The sequence below is a fragment of the Citrobacter sp. CRE-46 genome (genome assembly GCF_059615875.1).
Window position 1 is genome coordinate 1,425,901 of sequence record NZ_CM184341.1, and the last position, 25,620, is coordinate 1,451,520.

Consider the following 25,620-nt stretch of genomic DNA (forward strand, 5'->3'; position numbering starts at 1 on the left):
CCGGTCATTCAATTGATGAGGTATGACGTTTTGTTGGACCTGGGCGACATTCAGCGCAGCGTGTTAAACTCAACGCAAGAATCGATCCCTGTACTGGAGTTGCAATGTCTATCATTTGTCCGGATTGCCACGCTGAACTGGAGCCACAAAACGGTGCGGCGCGCTGTGAGAGTTGCCAAAAAGATTTTCAACTGGAAGCACGTTGCCCAGAGTGCCATCAACCACTCGAAGTACTCAAGGCTTGTGGCGCGGTGGATTATTTCTGTCAGCATGGCCATGGGCTGATTTCGAAAAAACGCGTGGAGTATGTGCCGGTTTAAACCGGCTTTTTCTTCCGCGTTTTTTTCGCCGCCGTTACGCCCCTCACTTCGCTTTCCACCCAACCATCTGCTAGTCGGGTGGTGATGACATCGCCTGCGCTGACCTGTTTGATCTGTTTCAGTACGCCGCCGCCCGTGGTGGTAGAAACGCTGTAGCCGCGCGCCAGCGTCGCCAGCGGACTGACCGCTTCGAGATGGGTAACCGCGTTGCCGAAACGCTCGCGCTGTTCGCTTATACGTGTGCGTACATTCTCCGTCAGACGATATTCCAACTGCTGAATACGGGCTTGCGCGCGATAAATGCGGGGCTGTGGATTTTGTTGATTCAGTCGCTGCAGCATACGTTGCTGGCGCTGATTCGCCTGCTTTATTTGGTTTTCCAGCGCGCTGCTCATGCGCTGACGCAGCCGTTCCAGAGAAGTTTGCTGGCGCGCCAGACGCAACTGCGGGTGCTGCTGCTGGAGGCGGTGGAAAAGCTGCGTGAAACGACGGGTGCGGTTGGCGAGGTAGTAATCCATCGCCATGCCCAGACGCTGCTGGGCAGACTGCACCTGACGCAGTAGCTCTTGCTGGTTACGGCTGACGATTTCCGCCGCCGCCGACGGCGTCGGCGCCCGCAGGTCGCCGACAAAATCGGCGATAGTGACGTCGGTTTCGTGGCCGACGGCGCTAACCACCGGAATGCGGCTGGCAAATATTGCGCGCGCCACGCGTTCGTCGTTAAAACTCCATAAATCTTCCAGCGAGCCGCCGCCGCGCCCGACGATTAACACGTCGCACTCGCCACGCGCGTTTGCCAGTTCAATGGCGCGAACGATTTGCCCCGGCGCGTCGTCGCCCTGTACCGCGGTAGGGTAGATAACTACCGGCAGCGACGGATCGCGGCGTTTAAGAACGTGGAGAATATCGTGCAGCGCCGCGCCGGTTTTCGAGGTAATCACTCCGACACAGTGGGCCGGGGAGGGCAGCGGTTGCTTATATTGCTGATCGAACAACCCTTCCGCCTGCAGTTTGGCTTTCAGCTGTTCATACTTCTGCTGTAATAGCCCTTCGCCCGCGGGCTGCATGCTCTCAACAATTATCTGGTAATCGCCGCGCGGTTCGTACAGCGTGATGTTGGCGCGTACCAGTACCTGCTGACCGTGCTGCGGACGGAACGTCACCCGGCGGTTGCTGTTGCGGAACATCGCGCAGCGCACCTGGGCGTTATCGTCTTTTAAGGTGAAGTACCAGTGGCCGGAAGAGGGCTGGGTGAAATTCGATATTTCGCCGCTGATCCACACTTGTCCCATCTCCTGCTCAAGCAGCAGACGAACCGTCTGATTCAGGCGGCTTACGGTAAAAATTGAGGAGGTCTGAGAGGATAACATGTGAGCGGGATCAAATTCTAAATCAGCAGGTTATTCAGTCGAAAGTAACATGCTCACAGAGGAGCGCAAGGTTTTTTTGCAAAAAAGTGTGGATGCAATCGGTTACGCTCTGTATAATGCCGCGGCAATATTTAATAACCTCCCAGGTGAGATATTGCCCATGCTACGTATCGCAAAAGAAGCCCTGACGTTTGACGACGTCCTCCTCGTTCCCGCTCATTCTACCGTTCTGCCGAACACGGCTGACCTTAGCACTCAGCTGACCAAAACGATTCGCCTGAACATTCCTATGCTCTCCGCAGCAATGGATACCGTGACGGAAGCGCGCCTGGCGATTGCCCTGGCACAGGAAGGCGGCATCGGTTTTATCCACAAGAATATGTCTATCGAGCGCCAGGCGGAAGAAGTCCGCCGCGTGAAAAAACACGAATCTGGCGTGGTAACCGACCCGCAGACAGTGCTGCCAACCACCACCCTGCGTGAAGTGAAAGAACTGACTGAACGTAACGGTTTTGCAGGTTACCCGGTAGTGACTGAAGACAACGAACTGGTTGGCATCATCACCGGTCGTGACGTGCGCTTTGTGACTGACCTGAACCAGCCGGTTAGCGTATACATGACGCCGAAAGAGCGCCTGGTGACCGTTCGTGAAGGTGAAGCGCGTGATGTCGTGCTGGCCAAAATGCACGAGAAGCGCGTTGAGAAAGCGCTGGTTGTTGATGACAGCTTCCACCTGCTCGGCATGATCACCGTTAAAGATTTCCAGAAAGCAGAACGTAAACCGAACTCATGTAAAGACGAGCATGGTCGTCTGCGTGTCGGCGCGGCTGTAGGCGCAGGTGCAGGTAACGAAGAACGTGTTGACGCGCTGGTTGCTGCCGGCGTTGACGTACTGTTGATCGATTCCTCTCACGGTCACTCTGAAGGCGTGCTGCAACGTATCCGTGAAACCCGTGCTAAATATCCTGACCTGCAAATCATCGGCGGTAACGTCGCCACTGGCGCTGGCGCTCGCGCACTCGCCGAAGCTGGTTGCAGCGCGGTGAAAGTCGGTATTGGCCCTGGCTCCATCTGTACTACCCGTATCGTCACTGGCGTGGGCGTTCCGCAGATCACTGCCGTTTCAGACGCGGTTGAAGCGCTGGAAGGTACCGGTATTCCAGTTATCGCCGACGGCGGTATCCGTTTCTCCGGCGACATCGCTAAAGCGATTGCCGCTGGCGCCGCTGCCGTCATGGTTGGCTCTATGCTGGCGGGTACCGAAGAGTCTCCGGGCGAAATCGAACTGTATCAGGGCCGTTCTTACAAATCCTACCGCGGTATGGGCTCCCTGGGCGCGATGTCCAAAGGTTCCTCCGACCGTTACTTCCAGAGCGACAACGCCGCTGACAAACTGGTGCCGGAAGGTATCGAAGGCCGCGTAGCGTATAAAGGCCGCCTGAAAGAGATCATTCACCAGCAGATGGGCGGCCTGCGCTCCTGTATGGGTCTGACCGGTTGTGGTACCATCGACCTGCTGCGTACGAAGGCTGAATTCGTGCGTATCAGCGGTGCGGGTATCCAGGAAAGCCACGTTCACGACGTGACCATTACCAAAGAGTCCCCGAACTACCGCTTGGGCTCCTGATAAGTTTCCGCGCCCGGTTTTAAACCGGGCGTTTTGTTATTGTTTCACTTGCCTCGGAATTATCGTCAAATGACAGACAATATTCATAAGCATCGCATTCTCATCCTCGATTTCGGATCGCAGTACACCCAACTGGTTGCACGTCGCGTACGTGAACTGGGCGTCTACTGTGAACTGTGGGCATGGGATGTTACTGAAGCACAAATCCGTGAGTTCAACCCGAGCGGCATCATCCTCTCCGGTGGCCCGGAAAGCACCACCGAAGCAAACAGCCCGCGTGCGCCTGAGTACGTCTTCAACGCCGGTGTGCCGGTCTTCGGCGTCTGCTACGGTATGCAGACCATGGCAATGCAGCTGGGCGGCCACGTTGAAGGTTCTAACGAGCGTGAATTCGGCTACGCCCAGGTTGAGGTACAGACCGACAGCGCGCTGATTCGCGGTATCGAAGATTCTCTGACCGCCGACGGCAAACCGCTGCTCGACGTATGGATGAGTCACGGCGACAAAGTAACCGCGATCCCGGAAGGTTTCGTCACCGTTGCCAGCACCGAGACCTGCCCGTTCGCCATTATGGCGCACGAAGAAAAACGCTTCTACGGCGTGCAGTTCCACCCGGAAGTAACCCACACCCGTCAGGGTATGCGCATGCTGGAGCGCTTCGTACGCGATATCTGCCAGTGTGAAGCGCTGTGGACTCCGGCGAAAATCATCGACGATGCCGTTGTCCGTATTCGCGAGCAGGTTGGCGACGACAAAGTGATCCTCGGCCTTTCCGGCGGCGTGGATTCTTCCGTAACCGCCATGCTGCTGCACCGCGCAATCGGTAAAAACCTGACCTGCGTGTTCGTGGACAACGGTCTGCTGCGTCTGAACGAAGCCCAGCAGGTAATGGACATGTTCGGCGACCACTTTGGTCTGAACATTGTTCACGTGGAAGGCGAATCGCGCTTCCTGGAAGCGCTGAAAGGCGAGAACGATCCGGAAGCCAAACGTAAGATCATCGGCCGTGTGTTCGTTGAAGTGTTCGACGAAGAAGCGCTGAAGCTGGAAGATGTGAAGTGGCTGGCGCAGGGGACTATCTATCCTGACGTAATCGAATCTGCCGCTTCCGCGACCGGTAAAGCACACGTCATCAAATCTCACCACAACGTGGGCGGTCTGCCGAAAGAGATGAAGATGGGGCTGGTTGAGCCGCTGCGTGAGCTGTTCAAAGACGAAGTGCGCAAAATCGGTCTGGAATTGGGCCTGCCGTACGACATGCTCTACCGTCACCCGTTCCCGGGCCCGGGTCTCGGTGTTCGTGTGCTGGGTGAAGTGAAGAAAGAGTACTGCGACCTGCTGCGTCGTGCGGACGCTATCTTCATTGAAGAGCTGCACAAAGCTGACCTGTACAACAAAGTCAGCCAGGCGTTTACCGTGTTCCTGCCGGTACGTTCCGTTGGCGTGATGGGCGATGGCCGTAAATATGACTGGGTTGTCTCTCTGCGCGCGGTCGAAACTATCGACTTTATGACCGCACACTGGGCGCACCTGCCGTATGACTTCTTAGGCCGCGTCTCTAACCGCATCATCAACGAAGTGAACGGCATTTCTCGCGTGGTGTATGACATTAGCGGTAAGCCGCCAGCTACCATTGAGTGGGAATGATTCCGCGTCTGGCACAGCCAGGCACCTGATGGCATGAAATGCCGCTAAGCCCGCGTAATTGCGGGCTTTTTTTTGTTTGTGTTTGGCACGATCTGGCAACGGGAGGAAGCGCCAAGCACCGTTTGAGCATGGCATTAAAGCTGGTATTATGGTTTGGCGATGCCATGATTGATGCCGATACCATGCTGCGTTCTTTTGTGTGTTCATGGTATTAATATTCTATAAGTTACTGTTTCGTAAGAAAAAGTACGATAAATTCGAGATTTTTTCAGCATGGTATCGGAGACGAAGAAGGACAAGGTACATGCTGACCGATACCAAGCTGCGCAATCTCAAGCCCAGGGACAAACTCTACAAAGTGAATGACCGGGAAGGTCTCTATGTGGCAGTGACTCCAGCCGGCTCCATCTCGTTCCGTTACAACTACTCAATCAACGGTCGGCAGGAGACCATCACCTTTGGGCGTTATGGTGTCGGTGGCATCACCCTGGCCGAAGCCCGCGAGCTGTTGGGTGACGCCAAGAAGATGGTTGCGGCGGGCAAGTCGCCGGCCAAGGAGAAAGCCCGAGACAAGGCGCGGGTGAAAGATGCAGAGACGTTCGGTGCCTGGGCGGAGAAGTGGCTGCGTGGCTACCAGATGGCCGACTCCACCCGCGATATGCGCCGCTCGGTTTATGAGCGTGAGCTGAAGCCGAAATTCAGCAATCAGAAGCTGGTGGAGATCACCCACGAAGACTTGCGGGCGCTGGCTGATGCCATTGTTGAGCGAGGCGCACCGGCCACCGCCGTTCATGTGCGTGAAATCGTGTTGCAGGTATTTCGCTGGGCCATCGAGCGTGGGCAGAAGGTCGAAAACCCGGCAGAACTGGTGCGCCCAACAAGCATCGCTCGATTCGAGCCACGTGACCGAGCGTTGACGCCAGAAGAAATTGGGCTGATGTACCAGTACATGGAGCGAGTGGGCACAAGCCCAACAAACCGTGCGGCGGCCAAGCTGTTATTGCTGACGATGGTGCGCAAGAGCGAGCTGACCAATGCGACCTGGAGCGAGATCAATTTCAGCGAAGCGTTGTGGACGATTCCAAAGGAGCGGATGAAACGCCGTAACCCGCACCTGGTATTTCTGTCCCAGCAGGCTCTGGATATTTTCATTGCCATGAAAACCTTTGCCGGTGGTTCCGACTTCGTTTTGCCATCACGGTACGACTCGGATGCGCCGATGAGCGCTGCCACACTTAACCAGGTGCTGACGCTGACTTACAAGGCGGCGCAGAAAGATGGGAAGTCACTTACCAAGTTCGGACCGCATGATTTGCGGCGCACAGCCAGCACGCTGTTGCATGAGGCCGGCTACAACACCGACTGGATCGAGAAGTGCCTGGCGCACGAGCAGAAGGGCGTGAGGGCTGTCTACAACAAGGCTGAGTACCGCGAGCAGCGGGCGGCGATGTTGCAGGATTGGGCCGATATGATTGATGAGTGGACTTCGGGAGGCAGTAAGGGTTGATGTTTTTGCTATCTTTGATAGCATTGAAGTTGATGCCGTGAATTTATAAATAAGGCCGCCATTGGCATCGGGCAGGTCAATTACCGATTAGCTGCTTCGCGCAGCTACTCGATGAATAGCAACTATTCATTTGAGAGGTATTGACCCATGCAAAATATAAAGACCCTCATCAACAGGAAGAAGCTCCTGGAGATGATCCCGCTTTCGACACGAACAATTTATAACCTGGAGCAGCGAGGGGATTTTCCACGCCGTATCGCGTTAACCAGTAGAAATGTCGCCTGGGATTTGTCAGAGGTCGAAGAGTGGATTGAGGCACGTAAATCATCGGGTGATCAAGCTGCGCGACCTGGCCCTATAGAGGGCTAGTTATATGGCTCTTGATCTTATGGCGGCTTTCACGGAATTGCCGCCACCCATTGATTATGTTCTGCCTAATATGGTTGCTGGCACTGTTGGTGCTCTTGTGTCGCCTGGTGGGGCTGGTAAATCCATGTTGGCCCTTCAATTGGCTGCACAGATTGCAGGCGGGCCTGATTTACTTGAAATAGGCGAGTTTCCCACCGGGCAAGTGGTCTATCTGCCTGCTGAAGATCCACCGGCCGCTATTCACCATCGTCTGCACGCCCTTGGGGCACACCTCAGCGCAGCGGAACGGCAAGCCGTGGCTGATGGTTTGCTCATTGAACCCTTGATCGGTAAATGCCCAAACATCATGGCTGCTAGCTGGTTCGATGCTCTCAAACGAGCCGCTGAAGGTCGTCGCTTGATGATCTTGGACACTTTGCGGCGCTTCCACATTGAGGAGGAGAACGCTAGCGGGCCGATGGCGCAGGTTGTTGGGCACATGGAGGCCATAGCCGCTGATACAGGCTGCTCCATTGTGTTTCTGCACCACGCGAGTAAAAGCGCAGCCATGATGGGGTCGGGCGATCAACAGCAGGCCAGTCGTGGATCGTCCGTACTGGTTGATAACATCCGTTGGCAATCGTACCTATCCGGCATGACGCAAGGCGAGGCCGAGATACTGGGGGTCGATGATTGTCAGCGTGGGTATTTTGTCCGCTTTGGCGTCAGCAAGGCCAACTATGGCGCACCTTTTCAAGAACTCTGGTTTAGACGGCACGACGGCGGCGTGTTGAAGCCTGCTGTACTGGAGCGGCAGTGCAAGGTGAAAAGGAGACAGCGTGAAGAAGCCTAAGCATGACCTGACCCACGTCCGACATGATCCCGCGCACTGTTTGGCACCTGGCCTGTTCCGCAGCCTCAAGCGTGGCGATCGCAAACGCTGCAAGCTGGACGTGACCTACACCTTTGGCGAGGACGAATCCATGCGTTTCGTCGGATTCGAACCTCTCGGGGCCGATGATATGCGTCTTTTGCAAGGCATCGTGGCCCTTGGCGGCCCGAACGGCATCTTGCTAACCCCGGAACCGACCAGTGAGACGGGGCGACAGCTACGGCTATTCCTTGAACCCCGTTTCGAAGCCATTGAGCAAGACGGCTTGGTGGTTCGTGAGAGCCTGACCAAACTGCTCTCAGAAACGGGCATGACGGATAGCGGCGACAACATCAAGGCGCTCAAAGCCAGCCTGCTGCGCATGTCGAACGTCACCATCCTTGTGACGAAGGGACGGCGGCAAGCCGCGTTCCACCTGATGAGTCATGCTTTTGACGAGACGGACGGCAGGCTATGGGTTGCCCTGAATCCGCGTATTGCCGAAGCGATCCTGGGGCATCGTCCATATGCCCGTATCGACATGGCGGAAGTGCGGGTGCTACAGACTGATCCGGCACGGCTGATGCACCAACGGCTATGCGGCTGGATCGACCCCGGCAAATCCGGGCGCGTGGAACTGGACACGCTTTGCGGCTATGTCTGGCCAGATGAAGCCAATGCCGAAGCTATGAAAAAACGCCGTCAGACTGCCCGGAAGGCACTGGCCGAACTTGCCGCCGTGGGTTGGGTAGTGAACGAATACGCCAAGGGAAAATGGGAGATCAAGAGGCCTGGCCCCACGGCAACTGCACCCGTTTACCGTCGTAACGTTCCCTTGTTACCGTCGTAACGCTCCCCTTCTGCCGTCGTAACGTTCCCCGTCCCAATTTGGAAAACCCAGACGGTGCGCTGCTTTGCGGGCAGTTTGGGAAATCCATCCAAGATTATCTAAAGATAATCCATCATGCGCGGTGCAGCTCGCGCCTTGAGGGCGCGTTCTGACCTTGCCAATAAAGCCCTGGCGGGCTTTATCAATCGGCCATAGGCCGATGGTTTAACGCCAAGAAGAGAAGGCGGCTTCAGTGGCCGCTGAAACGCCTTGTGAGAGGGGAAAACAACCCGGAGTCCCTTATTCCATGAGCTGAAGCAGAATCTGCGTCTAACGGTGCTGGAGGGCCGCTGTGTGCACTTGTAGTTATCTGTACTGAAACCTTGGCTCGAAACGTGAAATGGCTAAGCAGTGCCCATTCGTTCGGTAAGAATAATAAGAAGATTATTATTCTTATTATTACCAAGCAGGAATGAGCCGTGTGTGTTGGACGCCCATAACCAGTAACCTGCGTGAAGGTGTCAACATCAGGAAAGGTTGCCCCTCAAGTATCAATACGTCGCCTTAGTGGTATGACGGGAGGGGAGGCAAATTTCTTGTGTTCATTGACACTTGAGGGGCGGGTTATGCCCTTCTTTTTTGGCGTCCAACTCGCCCCATCGGGGCGAATGGTTTGTGTCGATTGTTGGCATTTTAGGTTCCGATTTAAAGCCGATTGAGCAGCGATTTTGAAGCGACTATGTCGATTGCAGGCCGATTTGGTGACGATTACGGTTATGTTGCCAAGAATCGGTGTTTGTTTGACGATAAAACGCTTTACGTTCGATATGCGCTAGATTTTCAATAGTGGGTGAAATGCGGGCAGGATGGGTGAAGTTAGCTAACCGGCAAGCCGGTTATCTATCTTCACTGTCCCTTATTCGCGCCGGGGGCACTCAACGGGAATCCTGCCCTGCGGGGCTGATCGGCTACCGCCGGTTGCAAGAGTATAGGTCTTGCTATTTTTAATATCTTTGATAGCATGGTTGTCGGGTACACCAAAAGGGTATTGATATGGCAAATGTGCTTATCAGGAATTTACCCGCCGAGGTGCACCGTGCGTTGAAAGTTCGAGCAGCGCTCAACGATAGGAGCACCGACGCGGAAATACGCGAAATACTGACGGCGGCAGTACAGCCGCTAGAGCTTGAAGAGATTGGCCGGGAAGTTGGCTTGTCCGAAAGCGATAAAAAAACAGAGTAGTTTTACGTTTGTAAGTCCGGGCCTCAGCGCCAAGGGCAATACCGATCAGCTAGTGGCGTAGCTCTTCGATGAAACGTTGCCGAGAACAAGCACAACGCTTGGTCAAGGCAATGCCTTCTTTTCATCGACGGAGTACGACCATGAAGTCCAAAATTTTAGCGGCTAAAAAAACCGCTCTAGCCGTTGCACTCGCAACCGGCTTTATCACCACTACCACCGCCCCTGTGCAAGCTGGTATCCCCGTCATCGACGGCGGCAACCTGGCCCAGAACATCATGACGGCCATCGAGTCGGTGGCGCAGACGCTCAAGCAGATTGAGCAGTACCAGACCCAGTTGCAGCAGTACGAAAATCAGCTCCAGAACACGATGGCCCCAGCCGCGTATATCTGGGATCAGGCGCAGACTACGATCAACCGGCTGATTGCCGCGCAAAACACGCTGGCCTATTACGAGAACCAGCTAGGCAGCCTGGATCGTTACCTGGCCAAGTTTCAGGACGTGGCCTATTACCGCAGCTCGCCATGCTTCAACGGCAGCGGCGGATGCACGCCGGCCGAAAAGGCAGCGATGGAAGAGAACCGCCGCCTGGCGTCAGAGTCGCAAAAGAAGGCCAACGATGCCCTGTTCCAGACCGTTGCCGACCAGCAAAAGGCTTTGAAGGATGACGCCCGTACCCTGGAGCGGCTGCAAGGCGCGGCCCAGGGTGCAACTGGCCAGCTACAGGCCATCGGCTACGCCAACCAGCTCGCCAGCCAGCAGGCCAATCAGCTCTTGCAGATTCGCACCATGTTGACCGCCCAACACAACGCGGAGGCAGCCCGGATTGCAGCAGAACTCGATGCCGAGGCGCGAGGTGATGCCAGGGCCGAGCAAATGCGTACCTGGACGTTTCGCCCGAGTCCGGCAGACAACTACTAGGGAGGCGGTGAGATGAAAAAAATCTTTTTTACTACCGCGGCTACGTTGCTGTTGTTGGCTGGATGTGAACAGGAAAGGATGCCCGAACCAAATGCGGCGACGTGTGCCCCCGATGCGTTCCAGGCAGCACTGAATGAAATGCGCAGCGAAGCGAACCGAGAGGCCTTTACCGAGGAATGCAGAGCATTCCAGAAGGCCAAGCAGATGCGTCAGTGGGAGTTCAAGCCCAGCCCTAAAGATGATTATTGAGGTGGTCGCCATGAGAAAGAAAATTGCTCTAGGTGGCTTGATGATGGTCGCCACAATGGTGCTGGCTGAACCTGCAATGGCGCAGGAGCTAAGTAGCAGCGGTGTTATGAATGATGTGCTCAAGCGTTTTCATGATGCTGCCGCAACATGGGGGCCAGCTATTGAGTCCGCTGCATCGCGTTTGTTCTGGACGCTGGTTGTGATTTCGATGGTCTGGACATTCGGCATGATGGCTTTGCGCAAGGCCGACATTGGCGAGTTCTTCGCGGAGTTCGTTCGCTTCACGATCTTCACCGGCTTTTTCTGGTGGTTGCTGACGAATGCGAACCAGGGCATGAATATCGCCGGTACGATTGTTCAGTCATTGCAAACTCTGGGCGCGCAGGCGGGGGGACTTTCCAATAGCAATCTTGGGCCCTCCAGCATCCTTGATCTTGGTTTCGAGTTATACAACCGCACAGTACAGGCCACCTCGGAGCTGGGATGGCGGCAGATGGCAACTGCTCTGGTCATGGAGCTAATGGCCCTGGCTGTTTTGTTTGTCCTGGCGTTGATTGCGGTCAACCTGTTGCTGTTGCTCGCATCAGCCTGGATTCTGTTGTATGCCGGTGTGTTCTTCCTTGGCTTTGGTGGAAGTCGTTGGACTTCCGACATGGCGATCAATTACTACAAGACCGTGCTGGGCCTGGCCGCACAGCTTATGGCAATGGTGCTTCTGGTTGCGATTGGCAAAGAGTTCATCAATCACTACTACACGCAAATCAGCGAGAACATGGCATCCCAGGAACTGGCCGTGATGTTGGTTATATCGGTCATCTTGCTTTTCTTGGTCAACAAAGTTCCGCCGATGATTTCTGGTCTTGTGTCTGGTGGTGGTATTGGCGCAGCCGGTGGAATTGGAAACTTCGGTGCGGGTGCGGCAGTTGGGGCGGCGGTGACGGCGGCCAGTATGGCAACTGGCGGCGCTGCCCTGGCAGGTAAAGCGGTTATGGGTGCCGCAGCCGGTGCAGCCGGAGGTGCAAGTGCACTCCAAGCGGCTTTTCAGAAAGCATCAGCGAGTATGGAAACCGGCGGTGACATGTCCAGCATGGGGTCAGTTGTCAGCAGTGGCGGAAACGGTGGTGGTGAAGCGGGTACTGCTGGCAGTAGCCCATTCGCCCAAGCGGCTGGCTTTGGTGACAGCGGCAGTAGCTCAAGCGGTGGCGGCTTTGCCAAGGCCGCGAAGCTGGCCACAGGCACGGCCTCCGAGTTAGCCAAGGGTGTCGGCTCTCAAGTGAAGCAGGGATTCCAGGAGCGAGTGAGCGAAACCACAGGCGGAAAACTGGCTGCTTCGATACGCGAAAGCATGGAGCCGAAAGAAGCAAGCCAATCTGGCCAGTTCGAGGGCAATAGCTTGGGCGCCGATTCTGGCCCAGATAGTAACGAAGTCAGGAGTTAGCACGATGACGACATCAACATACATGGCCGCATTGGCGGCCCTGGATGAAGCGCCAAGGGAAGAAGTCAGCCAGGTATTTATTTCGCCGCTGGGTGATCAATCGACCGAGGTCGATGCAGAGACAGAAACAGCCGCTTTTGTATCACGGCCAGACCCTATGAGAGAGAGCGAAACTAAGCCGATAAGTATTGAGGTTAATGGCGGCAGGAATGAGCGGTCAGCATTCGCGGAGGCGGCGGGGCTGTACCTGTAGGCGCACCGGGCTGGCCACAACCAGCCCGGCACTTTCAATCAACACCTACTGGAGAGGTGAATTATGACAACACAACATATTATCGAACCAGGGCAAGCAGTGCATCAAGCAGCGGCTATTCTTTCTTCTTTGGAGTACATCAACCAAGCGGAAGCGCGGAGCCTTGGGCCATTGGCCGAAGCCGTCGCTAATGCTTTTATGGTGGTGTACTACCAAGCTGAAACGGGCCGGGCGACACAGGCTGATTTTCAAGAAGCAATGAACGCCTTGCGCCAAGCGTGCAGCTAATGACGAAAGGGCGGCCACTCGAACTGGCCGCCTTTTTCAATCTTCACTGTTTGGCCATTCCCGACCCACAGACGGCGCATCCATCCATTCGCGTTCCTCCGGCGGCAGCGGGTAAGCCCCGGATGCTTCCGCGTCGGCCAGTAGTTCGGCCAGTGTGTAGCGCACCCGACCAGTGGAAACGGCGCGGGCCGGGTCGGCCTTCTCATGCAGCCTGTTCTCTAGGTTCTTTGGGTCTGTCATCGGGCGACCTCAGCAAGCATGGATACTAGGTGTTCCAGGTCAGTGATCGAATGCGCCAGGAAGCGGCCGGCGCGGCAATCTGCAATCATTTCCTCAGTTTTTTCCTACGCATGTTCAACCTCGTTCGTACCAGCTCTTCGAGCGATTCACCACGCGCACGACCAGCAGCATCACCGGCACTTCGACCAGGACGCCGACCACGGTTGCCAATGCAGCGCCGGAGTGCAGACCGAACAAGCTGATGGCGGCCGCCACGGCCAGCTCGAAGAAGTTGCTGGCACCGATCAGGGCCGAAGGACAGGCGACAGAGTGCTTTTCCCCCGCCCGCTTGTTCAGCCAGTAGGCTAACCCGGAATTGAAGAACACTTGAATCAAGATCGGCACGGCTAGCATGGCGATCACTAACGGCTGCCGGATGATGGCCTCGCCCTGGAAGGCGAACAGTAGAACCAACGTCAGCAGCAGCGCGGCCATCGACCACGGCCCGATCTTCTGCATGGCCCGTTCAAAGGCGGCCTGTCCTTGCTTGAGCAGATGCCGCCGCAAGAGCTGCGCCAGGATCACCGGCACGATGATGTAGAGCACGACCGAAATCAGCAGCGTGTCCCAAGGCACCGAGATCGAGGACATGCCCAGCAGCAGGCCGACGATGGGCGCGAAGGCCACGATCATGATGGCGTCGTTCAGAGCCACTTGCGAGAGCGTGAAAAGCGGGTCGCCGTTGGTAAGGCGGCTCCACACGAACACCATTGCCGTGCAGGGCGCGGCGGCCAGCAAGATCAAGCCCGCGATGTAGCTGTCCAGTTGATCGGCCGGCAGGAACGGAGCGAACACTTGTCGGATGAACAGCCACCCCAGCAGGGCCATCGAGAATGGCTTGACGGCCCAATTCACGAACAGCGTGACGCCGATGCCGCGCCAATGCTCTTTGACCTGGTGCAGCGCCCCGAAGTCGATCTTGACCAGCATCGGGACGATCATTACCCAAATCAGCAGGCCCACCGGCAAATTGACCTGGGCCACTTCCATGCGGCCTATGGCCTGGAACACGTCAGGAAGGCCCTGGCCGAGCGCAACACCGGCGACGATGCACAGGGCCACCCACAGCGTCAGGTAACGCTCGAAGCCGCTCATCGGGGCCTGGCGCGGCTTCGCGGCGATGGCCTGTGCGCCGGCGCTCATGCTTCCTGCTCGGTCTTGCCGATGTTCGCCAGCTCGCGCTTGATGGCCGTCTGGTCAAGCATTTTGAGAGGCAGATTCACGAACAGGCGGACGCGGTTCATCATGTGCCGGAAGGTTTGTTCGAAGGCCCGGCGCTTCTCGGCGTCAGTGCCTTCGACGGCGGCCGGGTCTTCAAATCCCCAATGCGCCGAGATCGGCTGACCAGGCCACACCGGACACATTTCGCCGGCGGCGTTGTCGCAGACGGTGATGATGAAGTCCATCTTCGGTGCGTCGGGCGTGGCGTACTCGTCCCAGCTCTTGCTGCGCAGATTCTCGGTCGGGTAATTCACCGACTCCACCTTTTCGACGGCGAAGGGATTGACCTTGCCGGTTGGGTGACTGCCGGCGCTGTAGGCGCGGAAGCGCCCTTGCCCCATCGTGTTGATGAGAGCTTCGGCCATGATGCTGCGCGCCGAATTGCCGGTGCAGAGGATGAGGACGTTATAGATTCTTTCGGTCATGATGTTTCGCTTTCTGGTAGTGGCTGGGGAGCAATGGCGATGGATGAAAGATCGGTGGCCTCGTCGATGACGTGGCCGGCCGCTTTCCGTTCGGAATAGCGGTCTGTCAGTGCTTCACGGTGCGGCCGTACCAGCGCCGTGAAGCGCACCAGTTCTTCCATCACATCGGCTATTCGGTCGTAGTACGGCGAGGGCTTCATGCGGCCCGCCGCGTCGAACTCTTGGAACGCTTTGGCGATACTCGACTGGTTCGGAATGGTGAACATTCGCATCCAGCGGCCGAGCAGACGCAAGGTGTTCACGGCGTTGAAGCTCTGCGAGCCGCCGGATACCTGCATCACGGCCAGGGTGCGGCCTTGGGTCGGCCGGATGCCGGCCATTTCAAGCGGCAGATGGTCAATCTGCGCCTTCATGACACTGGTAATCTGACCGTGGCGTTCCGGGCTGCACCAGACTTGTCCCTCTGACCACTCGGACAGGGCGCGCAGCTCCTTGACGGCCGGGTGATCGTCGCTTTGCACTTGATCGGGCAACGGCAAATCGGACGGGTCGAAGATGCGTGTTTCTGCGCCAAAGAATTGCAGCAGCCGGGCCGCTTCCTCGACGGCCAGCCGTGAGAACGAGCGGGCGCGCAGCGAGCCATACAGCAGCAGGATACGCACCGGCGGGGCGTCGGGTGCCAGCCCGAGCGCCGGGCGCTCGATGGCAAAGGATTTGTCCAAAGCGGGCAAAGAATCGGGGTCGGAAAGATGGCGAAGTCTCATGCCAACACCTTCCCGGCTTCCGTGGTGCAAGACAGGTTGCACACCTGGCCGCCGCAGCAGTTTTCCGTGAGAAAGGCCACCAGGTTAGTGGCCGTCGAAAAGTTCGCCTCGTAGATCACAAATCGGCCTTCTTGCCGCGACGTGACCATGCCGGCGTGTGCCAGCTCTTTCAGGTGGAAGGATAGCGAAGACGGCGGGATGCCGGCCGCTTCGCTGATTTTTCCGGCGGCCATGCCGGCGGGGCCGGCCTGGACGAGAAGCCGGAACACCGCGAGGCGCGATTCTTGAGCGATGGCCGCCAGGGCGGCTACAGCATTTATCGTTTCCATGTTTCAATAATAGTCGAAATATGGAGTGTGCTCAATAGCTCATTTAAGCTGTAAAAATGAGCTAGGCGCATTTAGATCGATATGTGATAAATTGGCCTGCCAGTTTAAGATGGGTGCATTTGAGTATGCCCAAAGGAGCCCGCAAGTATGCGCAGGACGAAGCCAGTAGCCGCGCCGATGGTGGCGCGGGTCTATCTGCGCGTCAGCACCGACGCGCAGGACTTGGAACGCCAAGAGGCGATCACTACGGCCGCGAAGGCCGCCGGCTACTACGTCGCCGGCATCTACCGTGAGAAGGCATCCGGCGCACGCGCCGACCGGCCTGAGCTGCTGCGCATGATCGGCGACCTACAGCCCGGCGAGGTGGTCATTGCCGAGAAGATCGACCGCATCAGCCGCCTACCTTTGCCCGAGGCCGAGCGCCTGGTGGCCTCGATACAGGCCAAAGGCGCACGCCTGGCCGTCCCTGGCGTGGTCGATCTATCCGACCTGGCGGCCGAGGCCCAGGGCGTCGCCAAGATCGTGCTGGAAGCCGTGCAGATCATGCTTTTTCGCCTGGCCTTGCAGATGGCCCGCGACGACTACGAGGACAGGCGCGAACGCCAGCGCCAAGGCATTGAGTTGGCCCGCCAGGCCGGGCGGTACAAGGGCCGCCGTGCTGATCCGAAGCGCCGCGCCCAAGTTGTCGCGCTGCGCAAGTCCGGCTACAGCATCAACAAGACCGCCGAGCTGGCCGGGTACAGTGCGGCCCAGGTGAAACGGATATGGGCCGAGGTCAGCCAGGCCGAAGCGAAGCAGCACGGCGCGTTCGTGGAGGACGCATTGACGGAAGCCGATGCCCTGGCCGCTGTCGGCCAGGATGAGCGCCAGGAGGAAAGGGCATGAAGAAGCCGAACCAAGACGACGAGCCGTTTTTCATCACCGAGGAGATTGCGGCCGAAATGATCGCCGGCGGCTATGAGTTCGAGCTGCCGCCCATTCCTTGCACCATCCGCCTACGCGACGTGCTGGAGCGCATGACCGATGCTGAGCTAGCATTGCAGCCGGGCGAGATCGCCGACCAGGAGCGTGAACGCTGCCGGCGCAAGCCGTGTTCAACCTCATGATCTGGTCATGGTATTTTTCATGGCACTGAGCCTGATAGTTCTTGCAAATTGTTGTCACTAAAGGGTTTTGTGTGCTTGTTTACAATCGAGTGGGAGTGACGGGCACTGGCTGGCAATGTCTAGCAACGGCAGGCATTTCGGCTGAGGGTAAAAGAACTTTCCGCTAAGCGATAGACTGTATGTAAACACAGTATTGCAAGGACGCGGAACATGCCTCATGTGGCGGCCAGGACGGCCAGCCGGGATCGGGATACTGGTCGTTACCAGAGCCACCGACCCGAGCAAACCCTTCTCTATCAGATCGTTGACGAGTATTACCCGGCATTCGCTGCGCTTATGGCAGAGCAGGGAAAGGAATTGCCGGGCTATGTGCAACGGGAATTTGAAGAATTTCTCCAATGCGGGCGGCTGGAGCATGGCTTTCTACGGGTTCGCTGCGAGTCTTGCCACGCCGAGCACCTGGTCGCTTTCAGCTGTAAGCGTCGCGGTTTCTGCCCGAGCTGTGGGGCGCGGCGGATGGCCGAAAGTGCCGCCTTGCTGGTTGATGAAGTACTGCCTGAACAACCCATGCGTCAGTGGGTGTTGAGCTTCCCGTTTCAGCTGCGTTTCCTGTTTGCCAGCCGGCCCGAGATCATGGGGTGGGTGCTGGGCATCGTTTACCGCGTCATTGCCACGCACCTGGTCAAGAAAGCGGGCCATACCCACCAAGTGGCCAAGACGGGCGCGGTCACCCTGATCCAGCGTTTTGGATCGGCGCTCAATCTGAATGTTCACTTCCACATGCTGTTTCTCGACGGTGTGTATGTCGAGCAATCCCACGGCTCAGCGCGTTTCCGCTGGGTCAAGGCGCCGACCAGCCCAGAGCTCACCCAGCTGACGCACACCATCGCCCACCGGGTGGGTCGCTATCTGGAACGGCAAGGCCTGCTGGAACGGGATGTCGAAAACAGCTATCTGGCCTCGGATGCGGTGGATGACGACCCGATGACACCCCTGCTGGGGCACTCGATCACTTACCGTATCGCTGTCGGTTCACAGGCGGGGCGAAAGGTGTTCACTTTGCAAACTCTGCCGACCAGTGGTGATCCGTTCGGTGACGGGATTGGCAAGGTAGCCGGGTCCAGCCTGCACGCCGGCGTGGCGGCCAGGGCCGATGAACGCAAGAAGCTCGAACGGCTGTGCCGGTACATCAGCCGCCCGGCGGTATCCGAGAAGCGGCTGTCGTTAACACGAGGCGGCAACGTGCGCTACCAGCTCAAGACGCCGTACCGGGACGGCACCACGCACGTCATTTTCGAACCATTGGATTTCATTGCAAGGCTGGCCGCCCTGGTACCGAAGCCCAGAGTCAACCTAACCCGCTTCCACGGGGTGTTCGCACCCAACAGTCGGCACCGGGCGTTGGTCACGCCGGCAAAACGGGGCAGGGGCAACAAGGTCAGGGTGGCTGATGAACCGGCAACACCAGCACAACGGCGAGCGTCGATGACATGGGCGCAACGGCTCAAGCGTGTTTTCAATATCGACATCGAGACCTGCAGCGGCTGCGGCGGCGCCATGAAAGTCATCGCCTGCATTGAAGACCCTATAGTGATCAAGCAGATCCTTGATCACCTGAAGCACAAAGCCGAAACCAGCGGGACCAGGGCGTTACCCGAAAGCCGGGCGCCACCGGCTGAGCTGCTCCTGGGTCTGTTTGACTGACGAGCCTGAAGGCCAACGATACCAATCAAAATGCTGCGTTCACAGCGCCGCGGCAGGGATCCGCCGTGCTGGTTGTCGGAAAAGGAGCCGCTAGTGGGAAAGAGGAGGGTAAATTTTCAGCGTTGCTGGCTCCCCGTCAGCCGGATTGGGTTGCATCGCAGGGGTGTCGAAAGAGTCAACTGCGGTCCAAAGCTGTTGGACTTGGGTGAAAAGGGCGTTTATTCTTCCTATACGTGCCGCGTTCCAGGCGGCGACTATGAGGGCTATGTCGATGCCCATGTGCGCCGGCTGGAGGCGCTACGCCGGGCCGGTATCGTCGAGCGGATCGACGCCGACCAATGGCGCATCCCCGATGATCTGGTCAGCCGTGCCGCCGCCCATGACGCCGGCCGAGACAGTCAGGCCAGCGTTCGCGTCCTTTCCCCGGTCGATCTGAACAAACAGATCGGATCGGACGGCGCGACCTGGCTGGACCGGCGGCTGATCCACGGCGAGACGGCCGACCTTGCGCCAACCGGCTTCGGGCAACAAGTCCGCGAAGCCATGGACCAGCGCCGCGAGCACCATATCGAACAGGGCGACGCCACCCGCAGCCGGGACAGCCGCGTCTTCTACCGGCGCAACCTTCTCGCCATCCTGCGGGAGCGCGAGGTAGCCGGCGTCGGATCGGATATGGCTTTGAGTAAGGGCCTGCCGTTCCGCGCCGCCACGGACGGCGAGAGCGTCAGCGGCAAGTTTACCGGAACCGTGCATCTATCGAGCGGCAAGTTCGCCGTGGTCGAGAAATCCCATGAGTTCACCCTTGTCCCGTGGCGGCCGATCATCGACCGCCAACTCGGCCGCGAGGTTATGGGCATCGTGCAGGGCGGGTCGGTGTCGTGGCAGTTAGGGCGGCAGAGGGGGCTGGAACGCTGAGTGCGCCCATGCCGCATTGCGAAGCAAAAGATAATCGGATAAAATGTAGCAATTCATATTCGTAAGCGTGGAGTAATCAGATGGGAAATTCCAAGTCAGCAGACAAGTAAGCCGCAACAACCAGTATTGTTGTTGCGGCGCTCTGTAAGGCTAGTCTCATCTGATTGCTGACGAGCAGACGTCGCCCGGTATTCCTTAATCGAGGGTTGATTCGTCATGACCACCACACGCCCCGCGTGGGCCTATACGCTGCCGGCAGCACTGCTGCTGATGGCTCCTTTCGACATCCTCGCTTCACTGGCGATGGATATTTATCTCCCTGTCGTTCCAGCGATGCCCGGCATCCTGAACACGACGCCCGCTATGATCCAACTCACGTTGAGCCTCTATATGGTGATGCTCGGCGTGGGCCAGGTGATTTTTGGTCCGCTCTCAGACAGAATCGGGCGACGGCCAATTCTACTTGCGGGCGCAACGGCTTTCGTCATTGCGTCTCTGGGAGCAGCTTGGTCTTCAACTGCACCGGCCTTTGTCGCTTTCCGTCTACTTCAAGCAGTGGGCGCGTCGGCCATGCTGGTGGCGACGTTCGCGACGGTTCGCGACGTTTATGCCAACCGTCCTGAGGGTGTCGTCATCTACGGCCTTTTCAGTTCGATGCTGGCGTTCGTGCCTGCGCTCGGCCCTATCGCCGGAGCATTGATCGGCGAGTTCTTGGGATGGCAGGCGATATTCATTACTTTGGCTATACTGGCGATGCTCGCACTCCTAAATGCGGGTTTCAGGTGGCACGAAACCCGCCCTCTGGATCAAGTCAAGACGCGCCGATCTGTCTTGCCGATCTTCGCGAGTCCGGCTTTTTGGGTTTACACTGTCGGCTTTAGCGCCGGTATGGGCACCTACTTCGTCTTCTTCTCGACGGCTACCCGTGTGCTCATAGGCCAAGCGGAATATTCCGAGATCGGATTCAGCTTTGCCTTCGCCACTGTCGCGCTTGTAATGATCGTGACAACCCGTTTCGCGAAGTCCTTTGTCGCCAGATGGGGCATCGCAGGATGCGTGGCGCGTGGGATGGCGTTGCTTGTTTGCGGAGCGGTCCTGTTGGGGATCGGCGAACTTTACGGCTCGCCGTCATTCCTCACCTTCATCCTACCGATGTGGGTTGTCGCGGTCGGTATTGTCTTCACGGTGTCCGTTACCGCGAACGGCGCTTTGGCAGAGTTCGACGACATCGCGGGATCAGCGGTCGCGTTCTACTTCTGCGTTCAAAGCCTGATAGTCAGCATTGTCGGGACATTGGCGGTGGCACTTTTAAACGGTGACACAGCGTGGCCCGTGATCTGTTACGCCACGGCGATGGCGGTACTGGTTTCGTTGGGGCTGGTGCTCCTTCGGCTCCGTGGGGCTGCCACCGAGAAGTCGCCAGTCGTCTAACCGACGACTGGTAGCAGGCCCGCTCCGATGCGGCGCACTAACCATCGAAACCTCGTGAATGTCGGTATCCTGTCTGGCAGGATACCGCTCATTTCCCTTGTTCAGTTCATCGCCGTCGCCGAGCATCTGAATTTTCGGCATGCGGCCAAGGCACTTGGTATCAGCCAGTCGAGCGTCAGCGCGCGTGTGAAAGCGCTGGAGGATAACCTTGGTGTCCTGCTATTTGAGCGCCATGCGCGGGGCGTTCGGCTAACAGACGCAGGCAGGCACTTCATGGAGCGTGTCACGGCGGGTGTCGATCAACTCGATCACGCAGTGAAGACCGCGGAGTGACGGGCACTGGCTGGCAATGTCTAGCAACGGCAGGCATTTCGGCTGAGGGTAAAAGAACTTTCCGCTAAGCGATAGACTGTATGTAAACACAGTATTGCAAGGACGCGGAACATGCCTCATGTGGCGGCCAGGACGGCCAGCCGGGATCGGGATACTGGTCGTTACCAGAGCCACCGACCCGAGCAAACCCTTCTCTATCAGATCGTTGACGAGTATTACCCGGCATTCGCTGCGCTTATGGCAGAGCAGGGAAAGGAATTGCCGGGCTATGTGCAACGGGAATTTGAAGAATTTCTCCAAAGCCCGCGACGCAGCGCCGGCAGGCAGAGCAAGTAGAGGGCAGCGCCTGCAATCCATGCCCACCCGTTCCACGTTGTTATAGAAGCCGCATAGATCGCCGTGAAGAGGAGGGGTCCGACGATCGAGGTCAGGCTGGTGAGCGCCGCCAGTGAGCCTTGCAGCTGCCCCTGACGTTCCTCATCCACCTGCCTGGACAACATTGCTTGCAGCGCCGGCATTCCGATGCCACCCGAAGCAAGCAGGACCATGATCGGGAACGCCATCCATCCCCGTGTCGCGAAGGCAAGCAGGATGTAGCCTGTGCCGTCGGCAATCATTCCGAGCATGAGTGCCCGCCTTTCGCCGAGCCGGGCGGCTACAGGGCCGGTGATCATTGCCTGGGCGAGTGAATGCAGAATGCCAAATGCGGCAAGCGAAATGCCGATCGTGGTCGCGTCCCAGTGAAAGCGATCCTCGCCGAAAATGACCCAAAGCGCGGCCGGCACCTGTCCGACAAGTTGCATGATGAAGAAGACCGCCATCAGGGCGGCGACGACGGTCATGCCCCGGGCCCACCGGAACGAAGCGAGCGGGTTGAGAGCCTCCCGGCGTAACGGCCGGCGTTCGCCTTTGTGCGACTCCGGCAAAAGGAAACAGCCCGTCAGGAAATTGAGGCCGTTCAAGGCTGCCGCGGCGAAGAACGGAGCGTGGGGGGAGAAACCGCCCATCAGCCCACCGAGCACAGGTCCCGCGACCATCCCGAACCCGAAACAGGCGCTCATGAAGCCGAAGTGCCGCGCGCGCTCATCGCCATCAGTGATATCGGCAATATAAGCGCCGGCTACCGCCCCAGTCGCCCCGGTGATGCCGGCCACGATCCGCCCGATATAGAGAACCCAAAGGAAAGGCGCCGTCGCCATGATGGCGTAGTCGACAGCAGCGCCGGCCAGCGAGACGAGCAAGACCGGCCGCCGCCCGAAACGATCCGACAGCGCGCCCAGCACAGGTGCGCAGGCAAATTGCATCAACGCATACAGCGCCAGCAGAATGCCATAGTGGGCGGTGACGTCGTTCGAGTGAACCAGATCGCGCAGGAGGCCCGGCAGCACCGGCATAATCAGGCCGATGCCGACAGCGTCGAGCGCGACAGTGCTCAGAATTACGATCAGGGGTCTGTTGGGTTTCACGTCTGGCCTCCGGACCAGCCTCCGCTGGTCCGATTGAACGCGCGGATTCTTTATCACTGATAAGTTGGTGGACATATTATGTTTATCAGTGATAAAGTGTCAAGCATGACAAAGTTGCAGCCGAATACAGTGATCCGTGCCGCCCTGGACCTGTTGAACGAGGTCGGCGTAGACGGTCTGACGACACGCAAACTGGCGGAACGGTTGGGGGTTCAGCAGCCGGCGCTTTACTGGCACTTCAGGAACAAGCGGGCGCTGCTCGACGCACTGGCCGAAGCCATGCTGGCGGAGAATCATACGCATTCGGTGCCGAGAGCCGACGACGACTGGCGCTCATTTCTGATCGGGAATGCCCGCAGCTTCAGGCAGGCGCTGCTCGCCTACCGCGATGGCGCGCGCATCCATGCCGGCACGCGACCGGGCGCACCGCAGATGGAAACGGCCGACGCGCAGCTTCGCTTCCTCTGCGAGGCGGGTTTTTCGGCCGGGGACGCCGTCAATGCGCTGATGACAATCAGCTACTTCACTGTTGGGGCCGTGCTTGAGGAGCAGGCCGGCGACAGCGATGCCGGCGAGCGCGGCGGCACCGTTGAACAGGCTCCGCTCTCGCCGCTGTTGCGGGCCGCGATAGACGCCTTCGACGAAGCCGGTCCGGACGCAGCGTTCGAGCAGGGACTCGCGGTGATTGTCGATGGATTGGCGAAAAGGAGGCTCGTTGTCAGGAACGTTGAAGGACCGAGAAAGGGTGACGATTGATCAGGACCGCTGCCGGAGCGCAACCCACTCACTACAGCAGAGCCATGTAGACAACATCCCCTCCCCCTTTCCACCGCGTCAGACGCCCGTAGCAGCCCGCTACGGGCTTTTTCATGCCCTGCCCTAGCGTCCAAGCCTCACGGCCGCGCTCGGCCTCTCTGGCGGCCTTCTGGCGCTCCTGCTGCGGCGTCCGCTCGTGGGCCGTGGCGCGGGTCCGCGCGCCGGCCTCGTGCGCCTGGCGCTCGCGGGCGAGGTCCAGGGCGGCCGTCTTCACGTTCTGCCTTGCGCAGATGAGATAGATCTAGCGTGGACTCAAGGCTCTCGCGAATGGCTCGCGTTGGAAACTTTCATTGACACTTGAGGGGCACCGCAGGGAAATTCTCGTCCTTGCGAGAACCGGCTATGTCGTGCTGCGCATCGAGCCTGCGCCCTTGGCTTGTCTCGCCCCTCTCCGCGTCGCTACGGGGCTTCCAGGGGTCGTTTGCGGGAAGGGGCGGAATCCTACGCTAAGGCTTTGGCCAGCGATATTCTCCGGTGAGATTGATGTGTTCCCAGGGGATAGGAGAAGTCGCTTGATATCTAGTATGACGTCTGTCGCACCTGCTTGATCGCGGCCGCGATAGCTAGATCGCGTTGCTCCTCTTCTCCATCCGCGTTCCAAGCTGCGGAAAGGCACCCATAAGCGTACGCCTGGTCGAGCAGGCGACGCGGATCGACGTCCAGCGCACGAGAGAATGCGTCCGCCATCTGTGCAATGCGTCTAGGATCGAGACAAAGGTCGTCTCTGTCAGCCGGATCGTAGAACATATTGGCGGCGCCAAAGCCCACTTCACCGACCAGACCGACGGGATCTATCACCAGCCAGCCGCGACTGGAGAACATGATGTTTTCATGATGCAGATCGCCATGTAGCCCACGCAGTTCCGAGGCATTGCTCATCATTTGATCGGCTATAATCGCCGCGTGGACGTAGTCAGTTTGACAACCTGCGTTTTGATCATCGCGCGCCCGCTGAAACAAAGCTGCAAAGCGATCCCGGATCGGGAGAAGGGCAGAAGGCAGGGGTTCCTCAGATGCGGCATACAGCTTCGCCATTAGTTCCGCTGCAATTTCGGTCGCCTGGTAGTCGCCGTGCTCGGCAACGATGTGAGAGAGCATTCGCTCCCCGGCATATTCGAGCAACATCAGATTGTTCTCACGACCGAGCAACCGGACTGCTCCCCTCCCATTGCGCCATACCAGATAGTCGGCCCCGCGCAGTTCATCAGCAATGTCTTCTATAGGTTTCAATCCCTTGACGATTGCAGGAGTCCCGTCTGGCAATGAAACTTTCCAAACGAGGCTGGAAAAGGTGTCCGCAATGAGAACAGGTTGCGAAACGTGCCAATGAGCAGGAAAAACAGGCGGCATGAACGCCTGGCACAGCGGATCGCAAACCTGGCGCGGCTTTTGGTACAAAAGGCATGACAGGTTTGCGAATCCGTTGCTGCCACTTGTTAACCCTTTTGCCAGATTTGGTAACTATAATTTATGTTAGAGGCGAAGTCTTGGGTAAAAACTGGCCTAAAATTGCTGGGGATTTCAGGAAAGTAAACATCACCTTCCGGCTCGATGTCTATTGTAGATATATGTAGTGTATCTACTTGATCGATCAGGCTTTTGTATATCTCCCCACCACCTGAAACAATGACATGATCCGTTATTTTCTTTAGGTTGGTTAAAGCATCTTTAATTGATGGAAAGATCAATACGTTCTCATTGTCAGATGTAAAACTTGAACGTGTTACGACCGCATACTTTCGGTTGGGTAATGCTCCCATTGATTCAAAAGTCTTGCGTCCAACCAACAGCCATTGGTTATAGGTAATAGCTTTAAACAGGAGCTGTTCACCTTTGGCACTCCATGGAATATCAGGGCCATTCCCGATAACTCCATTCTTCGATATAGCTACCATTAGTGATAGTTTCACAATTCTTCCTCA

29 protein-coding genes and 1 pseudogene are annotated in these 25,620 nt (G+C 57.7%); 21 read left to right on the forward strand and 9 right to left on the reverse strand.

What is annotated here, in order from left to right:
- The first annotated feature begins 104 nt into the window (after nucleotides 1–104).
- On the forward strand, nucleotides 105–320 hold the full coding sequence (locus tag AC534G_RS06705; protein WP_074458516.1) for a zinc ribbon domain-containing protein: 216 nt from the start codon (nucleotides 105–107) through the stop codon (nucleotides 318–320).
- Here AC534G_RS06705 and xseA read toward each other — a convergent pair.
- On the reverse strand, nucleotides 317–1,690 hold the full coding sequence (xseA, locus tag AC534G_RS06710) for an exodeoxyribonuclease VII large subunit (RefSeq protein ID WP_110497185.1): 1,374 nt from the start codon (nucleotides 1,688–1,690) through the stop codon (nucleotides 317–319). The two genes, AC534G_RS06705 and xseA, sit on opposite strands and share 4 nt — an antisense overlap.
- A gap of 160 nt (nucleotides 1,691–1,850) precedes the next feature.
- Between xseA and guaB the strand changes: the two genes are divergently transcribed.
- The 12 genes from guaB to AC534G_RS06770 all read left to right on the forward strand — a co-directional run bounded on the left by guaB (nucleotide 1,851) and on the right by AC534G_RS06770 (nucleotide 12,909).
- Nucleotides 1,851–3,317 carry an IMP dehydrogenase gene (guaB, locus tag AC534G_RS06715; protein WP_038642597.1) on the forward strand — a complete coding sequence of 489 codons (1,467 nt, stop codon included), beginning with the start codon at nucleotides 1,851–1,853 and terminating at the stop codon, nucleotides 3,315–3,317.
- 69 nt (nucleotides 3,318–3,386) lie between these two features.
- Nucleotides 3,387–4,964, forward strand: a complete 1,578-nt coding sequence (guaA, locus tag AC534G_RS06720; RefSeq protein ID WP_038642595.1) for a glutamine-hydrolyzing GMP synthase — start codon at nucleotides 3,387–3,389, stop codon at nucleotides 4,962–4,964.
- 304 nt (nucleotides 4,965–5,268) lie between these two features.
- The gene (locus tag AC534G_RS06725) at nucleotides 5,269–6,471 is read left to right on the forward strand and encodes a tyrosine-type recombinase/integrase (RefSeq protein ID WP_000954590.1); all 1,203 of its coding nucleotides are present in this window, start codon (nucleotides 5,269–5,271) and stop codon (nucleotides 6,469–6,471) included.
- Nucleotides 6,472–6,618: 147 nt separating this feature from the next.
- Nucleotides 6,619–6,840, forward strand: coding sequence for a helix-turn-helix transcriptional regulator (locus AC534G_RS06730; RefSeq protein WP_001179606.1), 222 nt, complete (start codon nucleotides 6,619–6,621; stop codon nucleotides 6,838–6,840).
- A gap of 19 nt (nucleotides 6,841–6,859) precedes the next feature.
- A complete protein-coding gene (locus AC534G_RS06735) occupies nucleotides 6,860–7,672 on the forward strand; it encodes a helicase RepA family protein (protein ID WP_001346140.1) in 813 nt (270 codons plus the stop codon).
- Entirely contained in the window at nucleotides 7,659–8,540 is an 882-nt protein-coding gene (gene repC, locus AC534G_RS06740; protein WP_000743064.1) for a replication protein C, IncQ-type, read from the forward strand. The genes AC534G_RS06735 and repC overlap by 14 nt, the downstream gene beginning before the upstream one ends.
- Before the next feature lie 1,032 nt (nucleotides 8,541–9,572).
- On the forward strand, nucleotides 9,573–9,761 hold the full coding sequence (locus AC534G_RS06745) for a FitA-like ribbon-helix-helix domain-containing protein (protein ID WP_000024442.1): 189 nt from the start codon (nucleotides 9,573–9,575) through the stop codon (nucleotides 9,759–9,761).
- 140 nt (nucleotides 9,762–9,901) lie between these two features.
- Nucleotides 9,902–10,681, forward strand: coding sequence for a P-type conjugative transfer protein TrbJ (gene trbJ / locus AC534G_RS06750; protein ID WP_000836966.1), 780 nt, complete (start codon nucleotides 9,902–9,904; stop codon nucleotides 10,679–10,681).
- 12 nt (nucleotides 10,682–10,693) lie between these two features.
- Entirely contained in the window at nucleotides 10,694–10,930 is a 237-nt protein-coding gene (trbK, locus tag AC534G_RS06755; protein WP_000718002.1) for an entry exclusion lipoprotein TrbK, read from the forward strand.
- A 10-nt stretch (nucleotides 10,931–10,940) separates the two neighbouring features.
- A complete protein-coding gene (gene trbL, locus AC534G_RS06760) occupies nucleotides 10,941–12,368 on the forward strand; it encodes a P-type conjugative transfer protein TrbL (protein ID WP_001405816.1) in 1,428 nt (475 codons plus the stop codon).
- 4 nt (nucleotides 12,369–12,372) lie between these two features.
- On the forward strand, nucleotides 12,373–12,621 hold the full coding sequence (locus AC534G_RS06765; RefSeq protein ID WP_000213809.1) for a hypothetical protein: 249 nt from the start codon (nucleotides 12,373–12,375) through the stop codon (nucleotides 12,619–12,621).
- Nucleotides 12,622–12,684: 63 nt separating this feature from the next.
- Nucleotides 12,685–12,909, forward strand: a complete 225-nt coding sequence (locus tag AC534G_RS06770) for a type I toxin-antitoxin system ptaRNA1 family toxin (protein ID WP_000211355.1) — start codon at nucleotides 12,685–12,687, stop codon at nucleotides 12,907–12,909.
- A 36-nt stretch (nucleotides 12,910–12,945) separates the two neighbouring features.
- Here AC534G_RS06770 and AC534G_RS06775 read toward each other — a convergent pair whose 3' ends face one another.
- The 5 genes from AC534G_RS06775 to AC534G_RS06795 all read right to left on the reverse strand — a co-directional run bounded on the left by AC534G_RS06775 (nucleotide 12,946) and on the right by AC534G_RS06795 (nucleotide 15,927).
- Nucleotides 12,946–13,074, reverse strand: a complete 129-nt coding sequence (locus AC534G_RS06775; RefSeq protein WP_001346185.1) for a hypothetical protein — start codon at nucleotides 13,072–13,074, stop codon at nucleotides 12,946–12,948.
- A gap of 189 nt (nucleotides 13,075–13,263) precedes the next feature.
- Nucleotides 13,264–14,331, reverse strand: coding sequence for an ACR3 family arsenite efflux transporter (arsB, locus tag AC534G_RS06780; RefSeq protein WP_001272375.1), 1,068 nt, complete (start codon nucleotides 14,329–14,331; stop codon nucleotides 13,264–13,266).
- Complete coding sequence (locus tag AC534G_RS06785) at nucleotides 14,328–14,834, reverse strand: arsenate reductase ArsC (RefSeq protein WP_000140066.1); 507 nt, start codon at nucleotides 14,832–14,834, stop codon at nucleotides 14,328–14,330. The genes arsB and AC534G_RS06785 overlap by 4 nt, the downstream gene beginning before the upstream one ends.
- Nucleotides 14,831–15,598 (reverse strand): arsenical resistance protein ArsH, encoded by a 768-nt coding sequence (gene arsH, locus AC534G_RS06790; RefSeq protein WP_001239389.1) that lies wholly within the window; start codon nucleotides 15,596–15,598, stop codon nucleotides 14,831–14,833. The genes AC534G_RS06785 and arsH overlap by 4 nt, the downstream gene beginning before the upstream one ends.
- A complete protein-coding gene (locus AC534G_RS06795; protein WP_000447876.1) occupies nucleotides 15,595–15,927 on the reverse strand; it encodes an ArsR/SmtB family transcription factor in 333 nt (110 codons plus the stop codon). The genes arsH and AC534G_RS06795 overlap by 4 nt, the downstream gene beginning before the upstream one ends.
- A gap of 147 nt (nucleotides 15,928–16,074) precedes the next feature.
- On the opposite strand from AC534G_RS06795, the gene AC534G_RS06800 reads away from it, so the two are divergent.
- From AC534G_RS06800 to AC534G_RS06830, 7 genes and pseudogenes are all read left to right on the forward strand, one after another.
- Complete coding sequence (locus AC534G_RS06800) at nucleotides 16,075–16,812, forward strand: recombinase family protein (protein ID WP_001366550.1); 738 nt, start codon at nucleotides 16,075–16,077, stop codon at nucleotides 16,810–16,812.
- On the forward strand, nucleotides 16,809–17,033 hold the full coding sequence (locus tag AC534G_RS06805) for a hypothetical protein (protein WP_000743213.1): 225 nt from the start codon (nucleotides 16,809–16,811) through the stop codon (nucleotides 17,031–17,033). Before AC534G_RS06800 ends, AC534G_RS06805 begins: the two co-directional genes overlap by 4 nt.
- Nucleotides 17,034–17,243: 210 nt before the next feature.
- Nucleotides 17,244–18,737: an IS91-like element ISCR2 family transposase gene (locus tag AC534G_RS06810; RefSeq protein WP_001120888.1), complete on the forward strand. Its 1,494-nt coding sequence runs from the start codon at nucleotides 17,244–17,246 to the stop codon at nucleotides 18,735–18,737.
- A gap of 30 nt (nucleotides 18,738–18,767) precedes the next feature.
- The gene (locus AC534G_RS06815) at nucleotides 18,768–19,652 is read left to right on the forward strand and encodes a DUF3363 domain-containing protein (RefSeq protein WP_001447541.1); all 885 of its coding nucleotides are present in this window, start codon (nucleotides 18,768–18,770) and stop codon (nucleotides 19,650–19,652) included.
- A 216-nt stretch (nucleotides 19,653–19,868) separates the two neighbouring features.
- Nucleotides 19,869–21,083: a chloramphenicol/florfenicol efflux MFS transporter FloR gene (gene floR, locus AC534G_RS06820; protein WP_000214121.1), complete on the forward strand. Its 1,215-nt coding sequence runs from the start codon at nucleotides 19,869–19,871 to the stop codon at nucleotides 21,081–21,083.
- Between the two features lie 27 nt (nucleotides 21,084–21,110).
- Nucleotides 21,111–21,416 (forward strand): LysR family transcriptional regulator, encoded by a 306-nt coding sequence (locus AC534G_RS06825; RefSeq protein WP_001255015.1) that lies wholly within the window; start codon nucleotides 21,111–21,113, stop codon nucleotides 21,414–21,416.
- A 111-nt stretch (nucleotides 21,417–21,527) separates the two neighbouring features.
- Nucleotides 21,528–21,737: pseudogene (locus AC534G_RS06830) on the forward strand (IS91 family transposase); the annotation flags it as partial.
- On the opposite strand, the gene tet(A) reads toward AC534G_RS06830, so the two are convergent.
- A complete protein-coding gene (gene tet(A) / locus AC534G_RS06835; protein ID WP_000804063.1) occupies nucleotides 21,683–22,882 on the reverse strand; it encodes a tetracycline efflux MFS transporter Tet(A) in 1,200 nt (399 codons plus the stop codon). The pseudogene AC534G_RS06830 and the gene tet(A) sit on opposite strands and share 55 nt — an antisense overlap.
- Nucleotides 22,883–22,987: 105 nt before the next feature.
- Between tet(A) and tetR(A) the strand changes: the two genes are divergently transcribed.
- Nucleotides 22,988–23,638 carry a tetracycline resistance transcriptional repressor TetR(A) gene (gene tetR(A) / locus AC534G_RS06840; protein WP_000164043.1) on the forward strand — a complete coding sequence of 217 codons (651 nt, stop codon included), beginning with the start codon at nucleotides 22,988–22,990 and terminating at the stop codon, nucleotides 23,636–23,638.
- A gap of 579 nt (nucleotides 23,639–24,217) precedes the next feature.
- Here tetR(A) and AC534G_RS06845 read toward each other — a convergent pair.
- Nucleotides 24,218–25,048 carry an APH(6)-I family aminoglycoside O-phosphotransferase gene (locus AC534G_RS06845; protein ID WP_001391758.1) on the reverse strand — a complete coding sequence of 277 codons (831 nt, stop codon included), beginning with the start codon at nucleotides 25,046–25,048 and terminating at the stop codon, nucleotides 24,218–24,220.
- An 86-nt stretch (nucleotides 25,049–25,134) separates the two neighbouring features.
- On the reverse strand, nucleotides 25,135–25,608 hold the full coding sequence (gene dfrA1 / locus AC534G_RS06850) for a trimethoprim-resistant dihydrofolate reductase DfrA1 (RefSeq protein ID WP_000777554.1): 474 nt from the start codon (nucleotides 25,606–25,608) through the stop codon (nucleotides 25,135–25,137).
- Nucleotides 25,609–25,620: the final 12 nt, after the last annotated feature.

Bases quoted from the DNA above. Each gene is read 5' to 3' on its own strand.
- AC534G_RS06705 (WP_074458516.1), top strand. From the start codon at position 105: ATGTCTATCATTTGTCCGGATTGCCACGCTGAACTGGAGCCACAAAAC.
- xseA (WP_110497185.1), bottom strand. From the start codon at position 1,690: ATGTTATCCTCTCAGACCTCCTCAATTTTTACCGTAAGCCGCCTGAAT.
- guaB (WP_038642597.1), top strand. From the start codon at position 1,851: ATGCTACGTATCGCAAAAGAAGCCCTGACGTTTGACGACGTCCTCCTC.
- guaA (WP_038642595.1), top strand. From the start codon at position 3,387: ATGACAGACAATATTCATAAGCATCGCATTCTCATCCTCGATTTCGGA.
- AC534G_RS06725 (WP_000954590.1), top strand. From the start codon at position 5,269: ATGCTGACCGATACCAAGCTGCGCAATCTCAAGCCCAGGGACAAACTC.
- AC534G_RS06730 (WP_001179606.1), top strand. From the start codon at position 6,619: ATGCAAAATATAAAGACCCTCATCAACAGGAAGAAGCTCCTGGAGATG.
- AC534G_RS06735 (WP_001346140.1), top strand. From the start codon at position 6,860: ATGGCGGCTTTCACGGAATTGCCGCCACCCATTGATTATGTTCTGCCT.
- AC534G_RS06745 (WP_000024442.1), top strand. From the start codon at position 9,573: ATGGCAAATGTGCTTATCAGGAATTTACCCGCCGAGGTGCACCGTGCG.
- trbJ (WP_000836966.1), top strand. From the start codon at position 9,902: ATGAAGTCCAAAATTTTAGCGGCTAAAAAAACCGCTCTAGCCGTTGCA.
- trbK (WP_000718002.1), top strand. From the start codon at position 10,694: ATGAAAAAAATCTTTTTTACTACCGCGGCTACGTTGCTGTTGTTGGCT.
- trbL (WP_001405816.1), top strand. From the start codon at position 10,941: ATGAGAAAGAAAATTGCTCTAGGTGGCTTGATGATGGTCGCCACAATG.
- AC534G_RS06765 (WP_000213809.1), top strand. From the start codon at position 12,373: ATGACGACATCAACATACATGGCCGCATTGGCGGCCCTGGATGAAGCG.
- AC534G_RS06770 (WP_000211355.1), top strand. From the start codon at position 12,685: ATGACAACACAACATATTATCGAACCAGGGCAAGCAGTGCATCAAGCA.
- arsB (WP_001272375.1), bottom strand. From the start codon at position 14,331: ATGAGCGCCGGCGCACAGGCCATCGCCGCGAAGCCGCGCCAGGCCCCG.
- AC534G_RS06785 (WP_000140066.1), bottom strand. From the start codon at position 14,834: ATGACCGAAAGAATCTATAACGTCCTCATCCTCTGCACCGGCAATTCG.
- arsH (WP_001239389.1), bottom strand. From the start codon at position 15,598: ATGAGACTTCGCCATCTTTCCGACCCCGATTCTTTGCCCGCTTTGGAC.
- AC534G_RS06795 (WP_000447876.1), bottom strand. From the start codon at position 15,927: ATGGAAACGATAAATGCTGTAGCCGCCCTGGCGGCCATCGCTCAAGAA.
- AC534G_RS06800 (WP_001366550.1), top strand. From the start codon at position 16,075: ATGCGCAGGACGAAGCCAGTAGCCGCGCCGATGGTGGCGCGGGTCTAT.
- AC534G_RS06805 (WP_000743213.1), top strand. From the start codon at position 16,809: ATGAAGAAGCCGAACCAAGACGACGAGCCGTTTTTCATCACCGAGGAG.
- AC534G_RS06810 (WP_001120888.1), top strand. From the start codon at position 17,244: ATGCCTCATGTGGCGGCCAGGACGGCCAGCCGGGATCGGGATACTGGT.
- AC534G_RS06815 (WP_001447541.1), top strand. From the start codon at position 18,768: ATGCTGCGTTCACAGCGCCGCGGCAGGGATCCGCCGTGCTGGTTGTCG.
- floR (WP_000214121.1), top strand. From the start codon at position 19,869: ATGACCACCACACGCCCCGCGTGGGCCTATACGCTGCCGGCAGCACTG.
- AC534G_RS06825 (WP_001255015.1), top strand. From the start codon at position 21,111: ATGCGGCGCACTAACCATCGAAACCTCGTGAATGTCGGTATCCTGTCT.
- AC534G_RS06845 (WP_001391758.1), bottom strand. From the start codon at position 25,048: ATGCCGCCTGTTTTTCCTGCTCATTGGCACGTTTCGCAACCTGTTCTC.